General features: G+C 63.6%; 15 protein-coding genes. 2 read left to right on the top strand and 13 right to left on the bottom strand.

The window, feature by feature from the left end; genetic code table 11:
• Nucleotides 1–252: 252 nt before the first annotated feature.
• From CV770_RS42040 to CV770_RS00675, 8 genes are all read right to left on the bottom strand, one after another.
• Nucleotides 253–396, bottom strand: coding sequence for a hypothetical protein (locus CV770_RS42040; protein ID WP_157644191.1), 144 nt, complete (start codon nt 394–396; stop codon nt 253–255).
• A 336-nt stretch (nt 397–732) separates the two neighbouring features.
• Nucleotides 733–1,197, bottom strand: a complete 465-nt coding sequence (locus tag CV770_RS00705; RefSeq protein WP_104460994.1) for a hypothetical protein — start codon at nt 1,195–1,197, stop codon at nt 733–735.
• Nucleotides 1,181–2,092: a DUF2950 domain-containing protein gene (locus CV770_RS00700; RefSeq protein WP_104460993.1), complete on the bottom strand. Its 912-nt coding sequence runs from the start codon at nt 2,090–2,092 to the stop codon at nt 1,181–1,183. Before CV770_RS00700 ends, CV770_RS00705 begins: the two co-directional genes overlap by 17 nt.
• Nucleotides 2,089–3,780, bottom strand: coding sequence for a DUF3300 domain-containing protein (locus tag CV770_RS00695; RefSeq protein ID WP_104460992.1), 1,692 nt, complete (start codon nt 3,778–3,780; stop codon nt 2,089–2,091). The genes CV770_RS00700 and CV770_RS00695 overlap by 4 nt, the downstream gene beginning before the upstream one ends.
• 113 nt (nt 3,781–3,893) lie before the next feature.
• Nucleotides 3,894–4,874 carry an ABC transporter substrate-binding protein gene (locus CV770_RS00690; protein WP_104461060.1) on the bottom strand — a complete coding sequence of 327 codons (981 nt, stop codon included), beginning with the start codon at nt 4,872–4,874 and terminating at the stop codon, nt 3,894–3,896.
• 108 nt (nt 4,875–4,982) lie between these two features.
• Nucleotides 4,983–6,875, bottom strand: coding sequence for a sensor histidine kinase (locus tag CV770_RS00685; protein WP_104460991.1), 1,893 nt, complete (start codon nt 6,873–6,875; stop codon nt 4,983–4,985).
• 91 nt (nt 6,876–6,966) lie between these two features.
• Complete coding sequence (locus CV770_RS00680; protein WP_104460990.1) at nt 6,967–8,199, bottom strand: HlyD family secretion protein; 1,233 nt, start codon at nt 8,197–8,199, stop codon at nt 6,967–6,969.
• Nucleotides 8,192–8,608, bottom strand: a complete 417-nt coding sequence (locus CV770_RS00675) for a hypothetical protein (RefSeq protein ID WP_049814962.1) — start codon at nt 8,606–8,608, stop codon at nt 8,192–8,194. The genes CV770_RS00680 and CV770_RS00675 overlap by 8 nt, the downstream gene beginning before the upstream one ends.
• 163 nt (nt 8,609–8,771) lie before the next feature.
• Here CV770_RS00675 and CV770_RS00670 point away from each other — a divergent pair, with 163 nt between their 5' ends.
• Nucleotides 8,772–9,224, top strand: coding sequence for a hypothetical protein (locus tag CV770_RS00670; protein WP_091952569.1), 453 nt, complete (start codon nt 8,772–8,774; stop codon nt 9,222–9,224).
• A 40-nt stretch (nt 9,225–9,264) separates the two neighbouring features.
• A complete protein-coding gene (gene ppk2, locus CV770_RS00665) occupies nt 9,265–10,065 on the top strand; it encodes a polyphosphate kinase 2 (protein WP_091952570.1) in 801 nt (266 codons plus the stop codon).
• A 62-nt stretch (nt 10,066–10,127) separates the two neighbouring features.
• On the opposite strand, the gene CV770_RS00660 is transcribed toward ppk2, so the two are convergent.
• From CV770_RS00660 to CV770_RS00640, 5 genes are all read right to left on the bottom strand, one after another.
• Entirely contained in the window at nt 10,128–10,562 is a 435-nt protein-coding gene (locus CV770_RS00660) for a hypothetical protein (RefSeq protein WP_091953865.1), read from the bottom strand.
• Nucleotides 10,563–10,582: 20 nt separating this feature from the next.
• A complete protein-coding gene (locus tag CV770_RS00655; protein ID WP_104460989.1) occupies nt 10,583–12,283 on the bottom strand; it encodes an aspartate:alanine exchanger family transporter in 1,701 nt (566 codons plus the stop codon).
• A 12-nt stretch (nt 12,284–12,295) separates the two neighbouring features.
• Nucleotides 12,296–15,049 carry a decarboxylase gene (locus CV770_RS00650; RefSeq protein WP_104460988.1) on the bottom strand — a complete coding sequence of 918 codons (2,754 nt, stop codon included), beginning with the start codon at nt 15,047–15,049 and terminating at the stop codon, nt 12,296–12,298.
• Nucleotides 15,050–15,231: 182 nt separating this feature from the next.
• Nucleotides 15,232–16,935 carry a SulP family inorganic anion transporter gene (locus CV770_RS00645; RefSeq protein WP_104460987.1) on the bottom strand — a complete coding sequence of 568 codons (1,704 nt, stop codon included), beginning with the start codon at nt 16,933–16,935 and terminating at the stop codon, nt 15,232–15,234.
• On the bottom strand, nt 16,932–17,612 hold the full coding sequence (locus tag CV770_RS00640; protein WP_104461059.1) for a YoaK family protein: 681 nt from the start codon (nt 17,610–17,612) through the stop codon (nt 16,932–16,934). The genes CV770_RS00645 and CV770_RS00640 overlap by 4 nt, the downstream gene beginning before the upstream one ends.
• Between the last annotated feature and the right edge of the window lie 104 nt (nt 17,613–17,716).

Here is a 17,716-nt window from a genome sequence, read left to right as displayed (position 1 = left end):
CGCCGGCAAATGGCGGGACGACAGCCGGTTGCGATTGCACTGCGACCGTCGGGGCTTGCGGGGCGCGCCGTGAGGTCGATCGGACCCGCGTGTCGTTTCGCCTGGTTGGCGCACGGCGAACCGACTGTTGCGTCGGAGCTTCGACAGTCACGGGCGGAAGGGAGCTGCCGCCCTGAGGCGTCTGGGATTGAGCAGGCGATTCGAACCACGTCAGCCACGCCACACCACCCAGCAGGGCCGCACCAAAGCGAGCTACCGTCTTATCCCCACCCGCACGTCGCATTCCAGAAAGTCCTTCATCAATAGCGCGCAGCCCGCCGTGAAGCGGCTTCCGCGTTTGGCCAGCAACGACCACGGATCGAAGAGCAGCTCTTCGTATCCGAGCTCGGCCGGCATGCATGGCCCGTCAATCAGTTGCTCTGCAGACGCGCACGCGCATTTGCTGCCTTCGTCTTGGCGGCAACATTCGAATGTCAGCGATCTGCATCGCCTCTTTAAAAAGACGCCATCGTGACGGCAACGCAAATGCGTGCGCGTGGCTTAGAATGCCTCGATCATCGCCAACTGGGAGGAGAATGTCTGGAACGATTCAAATACGCTTTGGAGATTCCAGATCGGTACGGTCAAAATGCCGCAGGAAGGCTTGCGCGGAGTGCGCTCGTCAGGAACGCTTCGGCATCATCACTTCGTTGCTGTGGCCTTTATCGCGACGACATCTGCCGCTGACGCGTTCTATCTCAGCGAGATCATGATCTGGCTGATGTTGGCCGCAAGCTCCAGGCCCGCTTTCGGCCCCTGCATCACGATCGTCACCCCCTTCTCATTGCGCAGGTGGACGCCGCTGACGCCCCCGACCAAAGCGAAGCCGCCGCCCACGGAGCTGTAGGTGCCGCCGAAGTCGCCGACCTCGCGGATACCCGAGGCCCAGCCGTCGAGCCGGCCGATCGTCGCGCCGGCGGTGATGCCGAAGCTCATGCCCGTAATTTTGAAGGGATACTTATTGCCCCGATAGGTCAGCACACCGCTTCCAGCGCCACCGCCGACAAGGAGACCCGCCTTGATGATTTTGGCGCGCACCTGACCGGCGGCTTGCGCGAAGGACGGCGTAGCCGGCACTGCGAAGCTCAGCGCCAGCACCAGTATCGCAATTAGGGCGCGCAGCCGCGATGCCCTGATCCATTCAAGGCTTTGCGGCATCGACTTTCTTCCAAGTCTGGTCGGGATCGAACAACGTCGTGCGCGGCGCGATGAAATCGGTTCTCGCCCCCAGATCCTTCTCGTAAACCGTGCCGGCATGGTTCACCACGAACGTCATCACACCGGAATTGCCGTACTCGGCGGGCCAGGCGATCAGCCCGAAGCCGCCGATCATCTTGCCCTTGACGACATAGTTGAGCGCGCCGCCAGGCGCGTCAGAACCCTGCCCCTTCAAGATGCGGAAGTAATAGCCGTGATACGGCGCAAGCCTTTCGCCCGGCTTGTAGCCCTCGGCTGAAGCCTCCGCGACCAGGGGACCGAGCGGACTCGGGTCACTGTCGTCGCGCCAGAACAGACCGTCCTTCTTGCCTGACGTCGAGAGGAAGCGCTGTGCGTAGATGCCGGCGCCCTCGCCGCGATCCTTGTCGGCATATTCATTCTGCGCGTCGACATAGGCGAGCGCGGTCTGGATCGCGTCGAGCTCGTTACGGCCGATGCGGCGGCGCAGCACTTCGATCCGTCCCTCGTCAGTGTCGAACTCCCAGCCTGCCTTGGTGTTGACAAGGGGAATCGGGAACGGGAAATCGTCAGGCCCGAGCACCAGCGTCGCCTTCTTGTTGCCCTCCGCCTTGACCGCGTGCTTGGCGTCGTACATCGAGACGAAGCGGGCGCGGATATCGGCGTCGGCGACTTCGTCGCCCGACGAGACGATGTCATCACCCGCCCTTCCGAGCACTTTCAGAACGTCACGTGGACCGCTCTTGGCCGCCGCCGCGAGTGCCGAGGCGGCATCCTCCGGCGTCGGATAGGACTGCTGGGCTCGGGCCGTGGTGATGAGCGCCAGCGCCACGATGCCCGGCAGAACGGCGCGACGAAGCAACTTCAAGCCGGTCATGGCAATTCCTCCGCAGGGATCTTTGCGCCATTGGCGAGCCAGTCAGCGTAGGATCGGAATCTCAAACCGAGCTTGTCGTAGTAGACGCGCAGATAGCCGTCGCTGCCGCGCGTTACAGCATCGGGCGCCACTCGCTCGACCTCCTGCGCCATCACGCCGACATAGGTCTTGTCGCTGCCGATATAGCTGAAGCGGTAGTATCCGAGGCCGCTTGCGAGATGGCCGAGCAGGACGACATCGTGCTTCAGTGTGATGTCGGAACGCCGGCCACCGCCGCCACCTCCGCGGCCGCCACCACCAAAGCCACCTCCGCCGCCGCGCATCGCCATTCCGCCACCTCCGCCGCGGCCAGCCATGCTTGGTCCGCCACCACCGCGCGGCATGCTCGCCATGCTGGATCGTCCGCGTGCGGATGCTGCGGCTGCCGACCGGCCGGAGGAGACGTTCATCGCGCCGCCGCGATTGCCGCCACCGCCGCGGTTGGCCGCACCGCCGCTGGGGCGGCTGGCGGCCTTCGCACGATCGCCGCCACCCTTGGCCCGGTCGCCTCCGCCCTTGGCCCGATCCCCGGCACCAGCGCGATCACCACCGCCCGGCCGATCGCCGCGATTGCCGGCACGGTCACCCGCACGATCGCCGGCTCGATCACCTGCACGATCTCCTGCACGATCGCCCGCGCGATCTCCTGCGCGATCTCCTGCACGATCGCCTGTACGATCTCCTGCGCCCTGATTGGGACGCAGCACCTGGTTGCCGTCACGACCGCGGAAATCCATCCGGTCCGACACGCCTGCCTTCAGGTTGTTGTTGCCAAAGCGCTGTTGAACATTGCTGTTGTTGTAGCGCACGCCACCGCGATGCGCCGGATTGTGCTGCCAGCCGTTACCGATGTTGGTGGTGCGATGATTGACGTAGACGTTGCGGTTGCCCCAATTGCAGCCGCCGCCCCAATAATTGCCCCAGCGCCCGATCGCCCAGGCGGTGCCGAAAGCGAGGCCCGCCGCAACCACGCCGGCGCCGATATAGGACGGGTAGCCCCAATAATACGGCGGATACTCCGCATAGGGCCAGCTGCCATAGACCGTCGCCGGATCGTAATATGGCACGTACATCGCCGAGGGGTCGGCCTGCTGGATCACGACGACCTGCTTGCCTTCCTGCGACTGGACACTGACCTTCTGCTGCTTGGTGGTGACCAGCTTCTTGTTGTCATAGGCCTTGTTGCGCAGGCGCTGGATCGCATCCATCACATCGGGCTGCTGGGCGAGAAAGGCATCACCGAGCTTCTTGGTCCATTCGAGCTGATCGCTCATCATGGTCAACACGTCGGCGGTGCTGGCCAGCGCCTTGACGCTGTCGTCCCAGGCCTGCTTCTCGACCTCCGTCTTCAGCGCATCGCCCTTCAGGGTCTTGCGCTCCTTCAGCCAGCGGTCGGCCTGCACTACCTCCAACGGATAGGTTGAGGCGGCAAGCACATTGGCAAGGAGCTCGTCCGGATAGAGCGCGATCGGCGCCACCAACGCCTCAAGCTGCTCCGGCTTCAGAAGCTCGGCCGTCGGCGCAGGCGGAGTGGCCGGCTGCGCTTGCGGAGACGGGGCCGCAGGCGTCGTGTTGGTTTGCGCCGTTGCGGCGAACGATGTCGCCATGACGACCGCAAGCGCCATCAGGGTCTTGCCGCAGCGAAACATTGCATCCTCCCTTGCACGTCCAGGGTGGGACGATCGGGCCGGAACGCAGACGTTTGTTGATCGAGATCAACGAAACGAGGTCCTCGTGGCTGCTGCAGCGCGAGAGCCACACGTCATTCGATCAGTTCGGCGTCCATCAGCAGGCGGCTTGGCACCGTCAGCCCGAGGGCATTGGCCGCCCTCATGTTGATGACGAGCTCGAACCTGGTGGCGAACTGCACTGGGAGCGACCGAATCTCGGTGCCGCGCAGGATGCGATCGACATAGCCGGCGCCATCGCGAAATTGCTGGGTGAGATCGGCGCCATAGGACATCAGCCCACCGTTCACCGCGTAGAAGCGGACCGCGAAGATCGCGGGCACGCGGCGCTGCGTCAGCAGCGCGATCGTCATCGCGCTCTGGGTCCCGAAGAAGCCGCCATCAGGCAGCACGACGAGGCCGCCGCCGTCGCGTGTCGCAGTTTCGATGGCCGCCGCGATCTCGGCCCCGCTCCGGACACTGGCACCGGTGACCTTGAGACCGAGGCGGTTTTCCATCTGGTGCGCCGCCTGAAGATAGAACGGCGCATAGGGCGACGATTCCGGATTGAACAGCAGCGCCGCGTGGCTCAGCCCCGGCACCATATCCTTCAGCAGACCGAGCCATTTCCCGCTCATCGAGTGCTCATAGAGCGAGAAGCCGGTGAGATTGCCGGTCGGCCGCGCCAGATTGGCGACGAGGCCGGTCCCGACGGGATCGGAGAGCCCGACGAAGACGATCGGAATTCGCTGCGTGGCATCGCGCAGCGCCCGGGTCGTGCCCGTGCTGGTCGAGAGCAGCACGTCCGGCCCGGCGGCAATCAGTTCGAGCGCCTCCAATTGCTGGCGTGCCGGATTGGGACCCGGCCAGCGCACCTCCAGGCGATAGTTCTGGTTGGCGATCCAGCCGCGATCGGTGAGCCCCTGCTGAAAGGCATCGACGCGCATCTGCGCGCCGGGATCGCCGGCGACGTTGCCGGTCAGCACGCCGACGAACGGCGCTCTGTCCTGGGCCCGCGCCAAGACCGGGAACGCAGCCGCGGCGCCAACCAGCGACATGAATTCACGGCGTCTCATCGCCACCGACACTCCCCACATGCGCACCCATCCCGGTCATCGCGCAATTGCGAGAAGGAAACGGCTTCGCCGAACCTGCGGGCTTGATCAAGATCAAGATGCCGACGATCAGTGAAGGATCGGAAGACGGATCGTGAAGAGCGCGCCGCCCGCGGCCTGGTTTTCGGCAGAGATCGTGCCGTGATGGGCCTCGATGATGGTTTTGGCGATCGCGAGCCCCATGCCCATGCCCTGCGGCTTGGTCGTGAAGAACGGATCGAACACGTTCGCGAGGTCGGAGGCGGCAATCCCGGGACCAGTATCGGAGACCCGGATCTCCGCTACGTTGCCGACGCGCAGGGTCGAGACGCTGACCTGGCGTTTTCCGGGATCTGCGTCGAAGATCGCATCCATCGCGTTGATGATCAGGTTGAGAACGACCTGCTGAAGCTGGATCGGATCGCCTCTGACATGCAGGTCGGCCAGGACAGGCGTGTAGATCAATGTGATCCGGCGTCCATCGGCGACGGCGCGCACAAGGCCGATCGCTTCGCGGACCATATCGTTGAGCTCGATGTTCTTGACCTCGAACGGCGTCTTTTTCAGAATACTGCGTAGCCTGCGAATGACTTCGCTCGCCCGCTGATCGTCGCGCCTGATGTCCGCGAGGATCTGCCGGATCTCGTCGATGTCGGGCGAAGCGGCCTTCAACATCAGCTCCGCGGTCTCGGCGTTGGTCAGGATGGAGCCGAGCGGCTGGTTCAGTTCATGGGCGATCGATGTGGTCAACTCGCCCACGGCCGAATAGCGGTTGGCGTGAGCGAGCTCGGCCAGACGCTGGCGTGACTCGACTTCGGCGATCTGGCGCCGACGGCGCTCATGCAGCATCCCGCTGATCAGGCCGGCCTGCACCAGAATCACGGAGGCGATCAGCAGCATCTGCCAACGATAGCGCTCCCAGATGCTCTGTTCGCGAAACACGATTTCGCTGCCGGGAGGCAAACGGCTCTCGCTGATGCCCCAACGCTGCAACTGGCGCCAATCATATCTCGGCGCGGCGAAGCCGATCGGCTCGTAACTGATGCTCGCTGGTTTCGCGCCGCCGAGAATCCCAATCGCGGCACTGACGGTCCGGGAACTCGTTTCCGCGATCAGATGCATCGGTCCGCCGACGGTGCCGTCACCAAAAAACGGCTCCTGGTAGGAGAAGATCGGGGCATTCGCGGCCGCGTACAGGCTGCGCAAGGCGATGTCGCTCTCGTGGACGACCCCGGCCGCATCGACCGACATTAGTCCCCAGAACAGCGCGGTGTGCGGAGGCAGCCTTGATGCGCGTTTCAGGATTTCCTCGAATGACAAGTCCGAGTACCAGACGAGCTCAATCCCTTCCCCAAAAGGTTGCAGTTCCCGCTTCACCTCCTCTACCCAGAACTTCTCGAGCGGCGATGCACCGATCACGACCGCAATCGACTTTGTGTCTGGCAGAACCTGAAGGATGTTGCCGAACGCGGCCATGAAATCGTTGCGGATCGCCACGACGACGTCGTTGTCGCTGAGATCGGCGCGATTGATCAGCCGATGCTCGACCGCGGAGAGAATCAATGGCACATCAGGGAATAATCTTCCGCGGTATTTCTGCGCAAACCGGGCCGCCGGCGCGCCGATGCTCAACACGATGTCGGGCATCGCTCCCTGGTACAGCGATTGCAGATAGTCGACGAAGGGCGCCTCGGGACCAGGATTATTGAAGCGCGCGGTGAGCAGCGCGTGCTCCTGGATGTCGAGCGGCCAGGGCGATTGCCGTTCGAGCTTGGCCTTGATATCGCGCGCATACTCGCTCCACGGCCGAAAATCACGGCCGAAAGAATGCAATATGAGGACGCGCTTCAGCTCCCCCCGGAGACTCCGTTCGACTGCACCAACTCGCCCGGTTGACAGGCACACGGCGGAAAGCAGCGCAAGACAGAATAGCGCCGCCACGGCCTTTGGCCTGACCTTGGAGATGGACGTGCGCCCGCTCATGCTCCATCCTTGCAGCTTCCAGCAACTGCTGTCCCAGCAATTCTAGCGAGAATTGTACCGCTGCGACAGGCTCGTGAGGCGCCGTCACAGTTCAATGCCCACTCAACACCAGCGTCTGGATTGGCAGCAGCAGCGCTTGAATGCGCAGGAGCAGGGCATGCACCAGGCCGACACCGTCGACAACGTGCAAGGCGATCTTCCGGCTGGTCGAAGTCCCCTTGGCCGAGATCTCCTCGTGGTTACTGGTGTAGGCATTGACGACGCAGCTGCTGCCCGGTGTCACGCCATCAAGGCCACCTTTGTAAAGCGGCTCCATGAACACCAGGATGGTGCCGGGGCGGACGGCGTTCTGCGGATCGACCAATTGCTCCCCGGATCGGAATTGTCCGGCAGCGATGTAGTCCTGCACTATCGTGATCACCATGGGGATGATCACCCATGGCCTGGAGATGCAGGTCGCTTCCGCCACCATGCCCTCTTTCATCACCTGTGCCTCGATCTGGCCGAAGCCGGCCTGGAGCGCCTTGCGGCCGGCCCCCTCCGGGATGAGAACACCTGCGGGTCGCATGAGTTGATTGACGACGTCGCCGGGGCGGATCAGGAATTGCTCGACGCGCCCATCGACACCGGCGCGGACGAAGGTCTTGTCGACATCCACCTGGGCCTGGTCGAGCGCGGCCTCCGCGCTGGCCTTCTGCGCCGGCAGCAGAATGGAGATCTGCATCGAGACGGATTGCTTCGCGGCGGTCGCGGCATCGATCCCGGACTGACGTTGATCGACCAAGACCTGGAGCTTGTCGATATCACGCTGCGGAACGATGCCGGGATTGCGTCGCTGCAGCTCGGTCTTGACCTCGAGCTCATCTTTGGCCTGCTGATAGTTCGCCTTTGCTTCCCCGATTTGCGCCTCGGCCTTGACCACGTCGGCCTGCGCCGTCTGCATGGCGGCATCGACCTCCGCGACCTTCCGCTTGGCGGTTTCGAGCGCGGCCTGCTGCTTCGAGGCGTCGAGCGTGAACAGCACGTCGCCCTTCTTCACCGGCGCGGTGAAGCCGACCTTGACCTCGGCAACGCGGCCCGAGCCTTCCGGCAGGATCGGCACGGTGCGAAAATAGAGCGTCGCCGATGACGTCGAAGGATGGAAGTAGAAGATCATGGTGATCAGCGACACCGTCAGCATCAGACAGCCGGTAATGCCCCAGCGCAGCTCGTACCAGACCGAGAAGAAGGTGATCTCCATGCCGAAACGCTTACCCTGGGCGTAGCGGCGATAGAGATAGTCCGGCAGGATCGTCAGCAGCGAGCAGAACATCAGCTCAAACATGGCTGTGCTCCTTCTTTGCGGCTTCCGGCTTCTGTGCGGGAGGCGTCGCGGCCTCTGTCCGGATCTCTTCGCCACCGGCGGCAGGCGCTGCCTCTGCAATCTTCTCGACCGACCCGGCGATGCTGCGCAGCGGCGTGCCGAAATCGGGAAGATCGATCAACGCGAGCAGGAGGCCTGCGACCCAGAAGATGTGCATATGCGTGAACAACGAGATCAGGCCGAGCACCGCGACGAGCTCGAACTGCAGTTTTTGCGATTTGTGTGCCATCCGCTCGGGCAGGCTGTGCAGCTTCCAATAGAGCGTACCGACCCAGAGCACGGTGCCGATCAGGAACAGCCCCATCACGACCATCAGCGTATCGGTCCCGCTCCCCGGCGCCAGATAAAACGGCAGATGGTGCGGAGCCATCGGATGAAGCTGGTCGCTCAAAGCGTCTCTCCCGATCAAATGCCCATGTGCGATATTGTGTTCGGGCTGGCCGCAGTTTGCTTGATTTGAATCAAGGGAACATCCTCCGCCGGACCTAGCGTTTCCTGGATGCTGATTGGATAACCATCAGGAGCCGCCAGCCATGCCCGGCCTAGACGATCTCATCCCCAACGCCGCCCAGATTCGGAAGGAAGCCGCTCTCAAGGAGGCCGAGAAGGCCGAGGAGTATGTCCGCCTCGCCGCCGCGGTCGAAGCCGAGAAGCGCGCGCTGATCGAGCGGCTCAGCAAACCCTCCGGCAAGAGCGAGGAGGAGAAGATCAAACTCGCCTCGACCATCATCCAGCGTGCGGTGCGAAACGGCCTGACGGAGGTGCTGGTCTATCGCTTCCCCAACTCGCTTTGCACCGACAAGGGGCGCGCCATCAACCAGATGGAAAAGGGCTGGGAGACCACGCTGACCGGCATCCCCAAGGAGATCTTCCAGCTCTGGACCGATTATCTGAAACCGCGCGGCTATCGCATCGCCTACCAGATCATCGAATTCCCGGGCGGCGTGCCCGGCGATATCGGCGTGACCATCTCCTGGGACGATTAGTTCTGGGGCGATTGACAAGCTCAGCAGCGAAGGGACCGGCATGGCCAAGGATGCGCCCGCGGAGCGAATGAAGCGGAAGGACTATGAGAAGGAGCTGGAAAAGCTCCAGGTCGAGCTGTGTCACCTCCAGGAATGGGTGAGAGCCGAGAAGCTGAAGGTGATCGTCATCTTCGAAGGGCGCGATGCCGCCGGCAAGGGCGGCACCATCAAGGCGCTGACGGAAAAGGTGAGCCCGCGGGTGTTCCGCGTCTGCGCCCTGCCCGCGCCGTCCGACCGGCAGAAATCCCAGCTGTTCCTCCAGCGCTATATCGAGCAATTCCCGGCCGGCGGCGAAATCGTGATCTTTGACCGCAGCTGGTACAACCGCGCCGGCGTCGAATATGTGATGGGCTTCTGCTCGCCGTCGGAGCACAAGCGTTTTCTGGAATTATGTCCGCTGGTCGAAAAATTCGCCGTGGACGCCGGCATCATCCTGATCAAGCTATGGCTCGAGGTCGGCATGGACGAGCAGGAGCTCCGCTTCAAGGCGCGCATCGAGGATCCGCTTCGGCAATGGAAGCTGAGCCCGATGGACACCGAATCGTTCGGGCGCTGGTACGATTACTCCCGCGCACGCGACATGATGTTCGAGGCAACCGATACCAAGCATGCGCCGTGGCGGCTGATCCGCTCCGACGACAAGCGGCGGGCGCGGCTCAACGTCATCTCGCACATCCTGAGAACGATCCCGTACAAGAAGGTCAAGCGGGACAAGGTCAAGCTGCCGCCGCGCTCCCACAAGGGACGCTACAACGATCAGGCGAGCCTGCGCGGGCTGAAATTCGTCGAAGAGCGGTACTGAAGCGCGATATTGAAATGCCAAACGGGCTGGGGTGACGCAGCCCGTTTGCTTTAAGTGCCTGCTTATTTCAGGCGGATCGTGACGCCGCCGACCGCAGCCGACACTTCCGCGCCGACCCTCGGACCGCTGAGCTGAAGGATCACGCCGTTGGCGTTCTGCAGCTGAACGGCGCCGGCGCCTGCGGCCACGGCTCCGCCCGCTCCGCCCACGGCGTAAGAGCCTTCGATGGATGCTGGTCCCTTCAGATTGAGCGCCCGGCCGACGAATTTGGTCGTCGACGCCCCGACCGTGAGGCCGACGCTCATGCCGGAGACGGTGAAGGGATATTTCTTGCCCCTGAGGAGCAGAACGCCCTCGCCGCCCCCGACGCCGACGATGAAGCCGCCCTTGGTGAAGACGACGGCGACCTCGCCGGTCTCGGCACGCGACGGCGTGCTGAGACCGGTCAGGGCGGCAATCGAGGCAACCAGGGCGACGCCAACGGCAAGTATCTTCATGACTTTCTTCCCCCTTTTGATCATTGCGCAAGGATCATTGCGAAGTAGCCGAACACGGTGAGCAAGATGCCCGAGACGGCATAGCCGACCGGGAATCCGATCCAGGGTACCGAGCTCTGGATCTCGACCGCGGCCTCACGGCACGGGCCGGAGTGCGACCGCGCGCCGGCAACGCCGCCCATCAGCACGGCCGGGTTGATCTTGAAGACGTGGAGGCCGATCGCCCAGACGATGAACGGCGGGATCGTGCAGGCAATGAAGCCGACCAGGAATATCTTCAAGGCGACTGCACCCGTGAGCTGCGACAGCAGTCCCGCGCCTGCGTTGACGCCGACGATGGCGACGAAGACCACGAGGCCGAGATCCTCCAGCACGTTGCGCGCGGCGTTCGGCGTGTTGCCGAAGAAGCGCAGACGCGACACGACCGACGACACGATCACACCCGACAGCAACAGACCACCTGCGTTGCCGAGGCCGATCTTGGCACCGAACGCCGGAAATTCGATCTTGCCGATCAGGAAGCCGATGATCATCCCGACCGCCAGCGTCAGCAGATCGGTCGAGGTGTTGGACCGGGCGATGCGGCCCCACATCTCGCCGAGCTCGTTGACCGCGGACTTCAGGCCGACCACCGAGACGATGTCCATCCGCTCCAGCTTGGTCTTGAGACCCGCCGGAATCTGCACGCCACCGCGTTCGACCTTGGTAACCTGCAGCTGGCCGGCGATCGCGGTATCGCGGAAGGACTCGAAGGTGCGCCCCACCATCTCCTTGTTGGTGATGAGGATGTCCGCCTGGTCCATGGGAATGCCGAGCGTCTTGGCATCCGGGACCTCCGGACCGATCAGGCCCATCTTCTCGGTGAGGTGCTCGGTCGAGCCCCCGAGGGCGACGATGTCGCCCTTCTGCAGCACGAGGTCGGCATCCGCGCCTTGCGGCTCACCGTTCCGCCCGACATTGACGATCCGGTATTCGGGATTGATCGCGCGGAACTTTGCGATGCTCATGCCGACCGTCGCCGGATTCTCCAGCCGGTAGGCCCGCAGACCGAACTGACGATAGCCGGTCAGGCCGCCGCCTTCGAGATCCTTGACGCCGAATTCCCGCTCGTACTGCTTTGCGGCGGCCTTGGCGTCGACGCCCCACCAGCGCGGCAGATATTTGCAGATCAGGATGATGCCGACGGTGCCCCAGATGTAGGTGATACCGTAGGACAGTGCGATCATGCCTGAGGCCTCCTCAGGCTTCATTCCCTCGGGCAGCTTGACGACGCCCGACGTGACGGCCTGCTCGGCCGAGCCGATCGCCGCCGACATGGTCTGCGATCCCGCCAACATGCCACCGGCTGCGCCTGGCGGAAGCGAGAACAGTTTTGCACCGATCACCACCAGCGCCAGCCCAATCACGCTCGAGACCACCGCCAGGATGCAGAATTTCAGGCCGTCGCCCTTCAGGCTATTGATGAAGGACGGTCCGACGCGCAACCCGACGCCGTACATGAAGAGATAGTAGAACAGGCTCTTGGCGAAATTGTTCAGCTCGAGCTTCACGCCGTAGGTCGACGACCACACCGAGACGCCGGCGCCGACCACGATGGCGCCGGCAACCATGCCGAGGCCATACCCCTTGATGCTGGCCCGGCCGATATAGACGGCGAGGCCGACGACGAAGAACAGCAGCAGGTACGGATTCTGCTGCAGGAACGTGAAAAAGCCCTGCATGTTCGATCCCCTCTAAGATGCCGCTTTCAACTTCGGTGTCGCGGCGGGCCTGGGCTTGCCGATCTTCGCCAAGGCTTCGGAGCGGACGAGCTTCAGCCCTTCCTTGGCGTCGTAGCCATGGATCTCCTTCACATCGAGCTTGCGCATGAAGTCGATGGTCTCCTGCGTGATGACCTGACCGGGGACCATGATCGGGAAGCCCGGCGGATACGGGATCACGAAATTGGCCGAAACGAGCTCTGGTCCCGACTTGAGCCGGCGATCGATCTCGGGATCGTTGAGACGGATATGTTCGCAACCTGCGACGTCATAGGCCGCATAAAAACCGCTGCGAATGTCGCCTTCATTGGTCTTGCTGCCGGCATCGCCGCGGAAGCTCGGGTGGAAAAGCGAGAAGTTGGGCAGATCGGGCACGTCGGTCATCAGGCTCTTGACCCGTGCCTCGAAGGTCTTCTTCGCATTGGCACCGCCTTGCACCAATCCGCGATCGACCTCGCCCGCGATCTCGGCGAGGACGCGGATGAGATGCGCGACGTCGCTGCGGGTGTTGTTGATGTTGGACTGGACCAGGACCGAGTTGCGCGAGGTCTTGTTGACCTGGATGTTGTACTCGTTGGCGAGGATACCCTTGAACTGGGTACCGTCATAACCGGCCATGCCGCACACCAATGTCATGCGGGTCGGATCGAGGCAGAACTCGTCCTCGTCCAGGCTCTTGAGGGTGTTGACCCAATTCACGCCCGCGGCGAGATAATCGGTAAAGCCGCTCTGGCGATACTGGGCAGGCACCATGGCGTCGGCGCCGAGGATGCGGAAATATTTCGAGATCAGCGGGTTGTTGTTGACCGCCTGGCGAATGGCAAGCGCGATCTCCATCGCATTGGCCACGAGGCCGTAACCCTCCAGCTCCATCTGCCGCCGCGAGATATCGAGGCTGGCGATGAGTTGTTGGTTCGGGCTGGTCGAAGCGTGGGTGAACACGGCCTCCTTGAACTGCTGCTCGACCGTGTGGAATTCGACGTCCTTGACCGAGAGCATGGAGCCTTGCCGGATCGCCGACATCGACTTGTGGGTCGAGTTGGTCTGGTAGACGCGCAAGCGGATCTGCCTGGGATCGGGAATGAGCCGGGCCTTGAGCAGCATCTCGTCCGACGGGTTCTTGCCGAGCTCGGCCTGCTGCTTCTCATAGGTCGCGACCGACCTCGGGTCGTGCATCCACGCCTCGATCTCGTTGGCGGCGCCCATGGCGGTGCGGCGGCGCAGGAACGGCGAGAAGCGCGCGAAGCCGAACCAAGCCTCGTCCCAGAGGAAGATCAGATCCGGCTTGATAGCGAGACATTCCTCCATCACCCGGCGGGTGTTGTAGATGTGGCCGTCGAAGGTGCAGTTGGTGAGGTCGATCATCTTGACGCGGTCGAGCCGGCCATCGGCCCTGGCGCCGAGCAGCGCCTGCTTGATCGTCTTCAGCGGCACCGCGCCGTACATCGAGTATTCCGTCATCGGGAAGGCTTCGACATAAAGCGGCTGCGCACCGGCCAGAACCATTCCATAGTGGTGCGACTTGTGGCAATTGCGATCGACGATCGCGATGTCGCCCGGCGCGAGCAGCGCCTGCACCGCCATCTTGTTCGATGTCGAGGTGCCGTTGGTGACGAAGAAGACGCGGTCAGCGCCGAGCGCCCTCGCCGCTTTCTCCTGCGCCTTCTTGATGTTGCCGGTCGGCTCTAGCATGCTGTCGAGGCCGCCCGTGGTGGCGCTGCTCTCGGCCAGGAACAGGTTCGGCCCGTAGAATTCGCCCATATCGCGGATCCAGTCGGACTTGAAGATCGACTTTCCGCGGGCGATCGGCAACGCATGGAACGTGCCGATCGGACGCTGCGCATATTTCTTCAGATTGTCGAAGAACGGGGTGTCGTAGCGATCCTGAATGCCTTCGAGGATGGACAGATGCAGCTCGAGGAGCTCCTCGACGGAGTAGAAGATGCGGCGAACGGCATTGGCCTCGGGGTTTCCAGCCAGCTCCTCGACGTCGCGGTTCGAGATCATGTAGAGGTCGAGCTCGGGACGGACGCGCTTGATGATCTGGGCGAGCCGGAGCGCAGAGGCGTCGGACTCGTCGTTGAGGCCGGCCGAAGCCGTGATCGAGCGCAGCACGGGTGCATTGTGGCGCGAGCGCAGCCCGAAGCCTTCATTGATGATGACGGCCGCGATATTGGGATTGAGCATGGTCGCGCAGAATGCGTCTTCCAGGCTGCCGACGATGACAGGCTCATAGATGAAGCCATCGATTGGGCGCCGCAACTTGCGCCATTCGGCGGCGAGGGCCGGCCACTGACTGGATGACACGCCGGTCACGATCAGGGTTTCGAAATAGGGCCGGCGCGCCGTGTGCGCACCGAATGTCGGTGGCACCAGCTCGGGCGCGTCGCCATTGCCGTCATCCTTCGCGCTCCAGTCGCCGGCATGCTGACGGAAGGATCGCGTCGTCAGTGCCTGGGTAATCCGCGTCGCAAGGGCCAGCGACGTTGCTCCATCGCCTGCGGAGGCCGCTTCCCGCAGTGCCGCCATAAGTTGCAGGCCGGGATAGCCGTAGAACTCCTCAGTCACCGAGAGCTCGGCCAGTGCCGCATCGTAGACTGTGCGATTGCCGACACGGGCCCAGGCCTTTGCGGCCTCCACGAGGTCGCGCCATTCGTCCGCCCGGCTCCCGGGACCGGAAAAGAACTGATCGATGCGCTTTTGCGCTGGCTTGGTGTCCTTCGACATGTGTCTCTCCCGATCCTCGGCGAAGCCCTGATGATCACTCGATGGTCATTTGATGCCCATTGGGCGAAGATGAGCGCGATCGTGAGTTCGGCGCCGCTGGCTCCATTGATCCAAGTCAACGGTCGGACGCATTCTGGCGAGACCGTCGGCCGCAGCGGTCATTCGCATTGCAACACGCCCGCTCAGGCCGTCCGCTGCGCCGTCACGGCCTGCTCGTCGCCGAGAACGCTGTCGAGCGATCGCAGCCACTGGCCGCTGTCCGTCCTCTCCGCCAGCCCTTCCGCGCGCAAGAGGTCGCGGAGCTGCGCGTGCGCGCCGACGATGGAGAACATGATCTTTCGCGCGGCGAGCTCGTCGTAGAGATCGTGCAGCATGCGCGCGCCAGCGAGGTCGATATAAGGTGAGGCCGAGAGATCGCAGATCACCAGCCGGATCTCGGGAGCGCGCCGGAGCGCGATCAGGACGGTATCGAGGATCGTCTCGGCGTTGATGTAGAGGAGCGAGGCTTCGGGCCGGAACGCAATGGCGCCGATCAAGGGCTCGACGTCCGCGTGCCTTGAACTGTCCGAATAACGGCCGCTGCCGGGCAAGCGGCCGAGGAACGCGATGTTTGGCCGCGAGGCCCGGGCCAGCAGCAAAAGGATCGAAGCGATCGACGCCAGCAGCACGCCTTGCAGGATTCCGAGCAATAGCACGGAGACCAACGCAATCGTTGCGGCGTAGAAATCGATCCGGCTGACCTGCCACATCCGCACCAGCGCGCGGACGTCGACGAGCTTGTAGACGGCGGCAAAGACGATAGCTGCAAGCACGGCCTTGGGCAGGTTGGTCAAGAGTCCCGTGAAGAACAGAAGGCACAGCCCGAGCGTCACCGAGCAGATCACCAAAGCCAGCGGCGTCCGTGCGCCGGCGCTGTCATTGACGGCTGATTGCGACAGCCCGCCGGCAACCGGATAGCCATGGCCGAAGGCGACGACGAGGTTCGCGGCCCCCAACCCCAGGAACTCCTGCCGGACATCGAGGGGATAGCCGTGCTTGGCGGCGAAGCTGCGGGCGGCCGAAACACCCTCGATATAAGCCAGCAGGATACACCCTGCGGCGAGCGGGAAGAGATCGTCGAAGTCCAGCAGGCCGAGCGTCGGAACGCCGAGGGCCGGCAGCCCTTCCGGTATCTTCCCGGTGACGGGCACGCCGAGCGCCGGCAGGCCGAGGAGCGTCGCCGTCCCGATCGCGAGCGCGACGATGGTGATGCCGACCGGTTTGCCCGGCAGCAGCCGTTCGCCGAACAGGAGGAGCAGCAGCGCGACCGCGCCGACGGCGAGCACGAGCAGGTTGACGGTCCCGAGCTGGCCGGCCAGCTTGATGGCGCGGTCGAAGAAATTGTGGCCGCCGCCGGCAACGCCGAGCAGGCTCGGCAGCTGGCTCATGATGATGGTGAGCCCGGCGCCGGCCTTGAAGCCGACCAGGATGCTGTCGCTGACGAGGCGGACCAGCACGCTCAGCTTGAACAACCACGCGATGAAGCACAGCACCGCCACTGCAAAGGCCGCAAGGCTTGCGATCTGCGCATAGCGTATCGCATCGCCTCCGGCCAGCGCACCGACAGTGCCCGCGATCATCAGGGAGATCGCCGACGTCGGCCCGATCGCAAGTTGCCGGGACGAGCCGAGCAACGCATAGCCGATGCCGCCGAGCATATAGCCGTAAACGCCGATCTGAGGCGGCAGGCCGGCGAGCGCGGCATAGGCGAGCGAAACCGGGATGGCGTAAGCAGCCAGCGTGACGCCGGCGACGGCGTCCGAGGAAAACCACTCTCGCCGGTAGAAGCCAAGCCAGCCGGCCGGCGGGAAGAACCGTATCCATCCAGGTTCGGACGGCGCGCTCATTGGACGGCCCTCTGATGCGAAGCTTCGCAGCGCAGCAAGACCACCAACAGCGCGACCACGGGAATGCCGAGCGCGAGGTCCGGAATAGCCTTGGTGGCGAAGGCGCCCACCGCGGCGCCCAAGCCGAACACGCCACACAGCGCGAAGAAGATGCCCGAGCGGCGCAGCGTGCCGAGCGGCGCGCCTCCTGCGGCGGCCAAAAAGACAGCCTCGATCGCCTGGCGCATGTTGCCCGTGATCATCACCGTGCTGCAAACAACGCCCTCGACCCTGGTGAAGATCGCGGTCTGCATCGCGGCGACGAACGAGATGCCGAGCGTTCCAGCCAGATCCGGCAGCCTGTTGTGCAGGATGCTGATCGCGATCAGCAGCAATATCTCGAGCAGGGTACTGATTGCACTGGCCCGCTCGCCCGCACCGCGGCGCAGCCATGCGGCCATCACGATACCGGCGGCAAAGGCGAGAAGCGGCGGCACGAAGTGAAACGCCTTGGTCCAGTCGCCGGCCGTCGCATAGACCCAGAGGAAGATCAGGTTGGCCGTCTGGGCATTCGCCATCACGCCGTGGATGATCCAGGTATAGGCGTCGATATAGCCGCCCGAGAACGCGAGCAGCAGAACGATCTCCACCGTTTCGTCGCGGCGGATCGCGCCGGCTGCGAGGTCGAGAGCGCTCATGTTGACGATGCCGACTGTCGCGAATTCCGCATCATCCGATAGGCGGTGCCTTGCCGCTCGCAGGGCTTGATCTGGATCAAGCAATGCCCGCGATTTCCCGACTG

The sequence above is a fragment of the Bradyrhizobium sp. AC87j1 genome (genome assembly GCF_002936975.1).
Taxonomy (GTDB): domain Bacteria; phylum Pseudomonadota; class Alphaproteobacteria; order Rhizobiales; family Xanthobacteraceae; genus Bradyrhizobium; species Bradyrhizobium shewense.
The sequence above is the reverse complement of the archived record's forward strand: the minus strand, read 5'-3'. Positions and strand labels throughout refer to the sequence as shown.

Coding starts and splice junctions, on each gene's coding strand:
- CV770_RS00690 (WP_104461060.1), bottom strand. CDS start 4,874: ATGAGACGCCGTGAATTCATGTCGCTGGTTGGCGCCGCGGCTGCGTTC.
- CV770_RS00660 (WP_091953865.1), bottom strand. CDS start 10,562: ATGAAGATACTTGCCGTTGGCGTCGCCCTGGTTGCCTCGATTGCCGCC.
- CV770_RS00695 (WP_104460992.1), bottom strand. CDS start 3,780: ATGTTTCGCTGCGGCAAGACCCTGATGGCGCTTGCGGTCGTCATGGCG.
- CV770_RS00700 (WP_104460993.1), bottom strand. CDS start 2,092: ATGACCGGCTTGAAGTTGCTTCGTCGCGCCGTTCTGCCGGGCATCGTG.
- CV770_RS00705 (WP_104460994.1), bottom strand. CDS start 1,197: ATGCCGCAAAGCCTTGAATGGATCAGGGCATCGCGGCTGCGCGCCCTA.
- CV770_RS00650 (WP_104460988.1), bottom strand. CDS start 15,049: ATGTCGAAGGACACCAAGCCAGCGCAAAAGCGCATCGATCAGTTCTTT.
- CV770_RS00640 (WP_104461059.1), bottom strand. CDS start 17,612: ATGAGCGCTCTCGACCTCGCAGCCGGCGCGATCCGCCGCGACGAAACG.
- CV770_RS00685 (WP_104460991.1), bottom strand. CDS start 6,875: ATGAGCGGGCGCACGTCCATCTCCAAGGTCAGGCCAAAGGCCGTGGCG.
- CV770_RS00670 (WP_091952569.1), top strand. CDS start 8,772: ATGCCCGGCCTAGACGATCTCATCCCCAACGCCGCCCAGATTCGGAAG.
- ppk2 (WP_091952570.1), top strand. CDS start 9,265: ATGGCCAAGGATGCGCCCGCGGAGCGAATGAAGCGGAAGGACTATGAG.
- CV770_RS00655 (WP_104460989.1), bottom strand. CDS start 12,283: ATGCAGGGCTTTTTCACGTTCCTGCAGCAGAATCCGTACCTGCTGCTG.
- CV770_RS00675 (WP_049814962.1), bottom strand. CDS start 8,608: ATGGCTCCGCACCATCTGCCGTTTTATCTGGCGCCGGGGAGCGGGACC.
- CV770_RS00645 (WP_104460987.1), bottom strand. CDS start 16,935: ATGAGCGCGCCGTCCGAACCTGGATGGATACGGTTCTTCCCGCCGGCC.
- CV770_RS00680 (WP_104460990.1), bottom strand. CDS start 8,199: ATGTTTGAGCTGATGTTCTGCTCGCTGCTGACGATCCTGCCGGACTAT.
- CV770_RS42040 (WP_157644191.1), bottom strand. CDS start 396: ATGCCGGCCGAGCTCGGATACGAAGAGCTGCTCTTCGATCCGTGGTCG.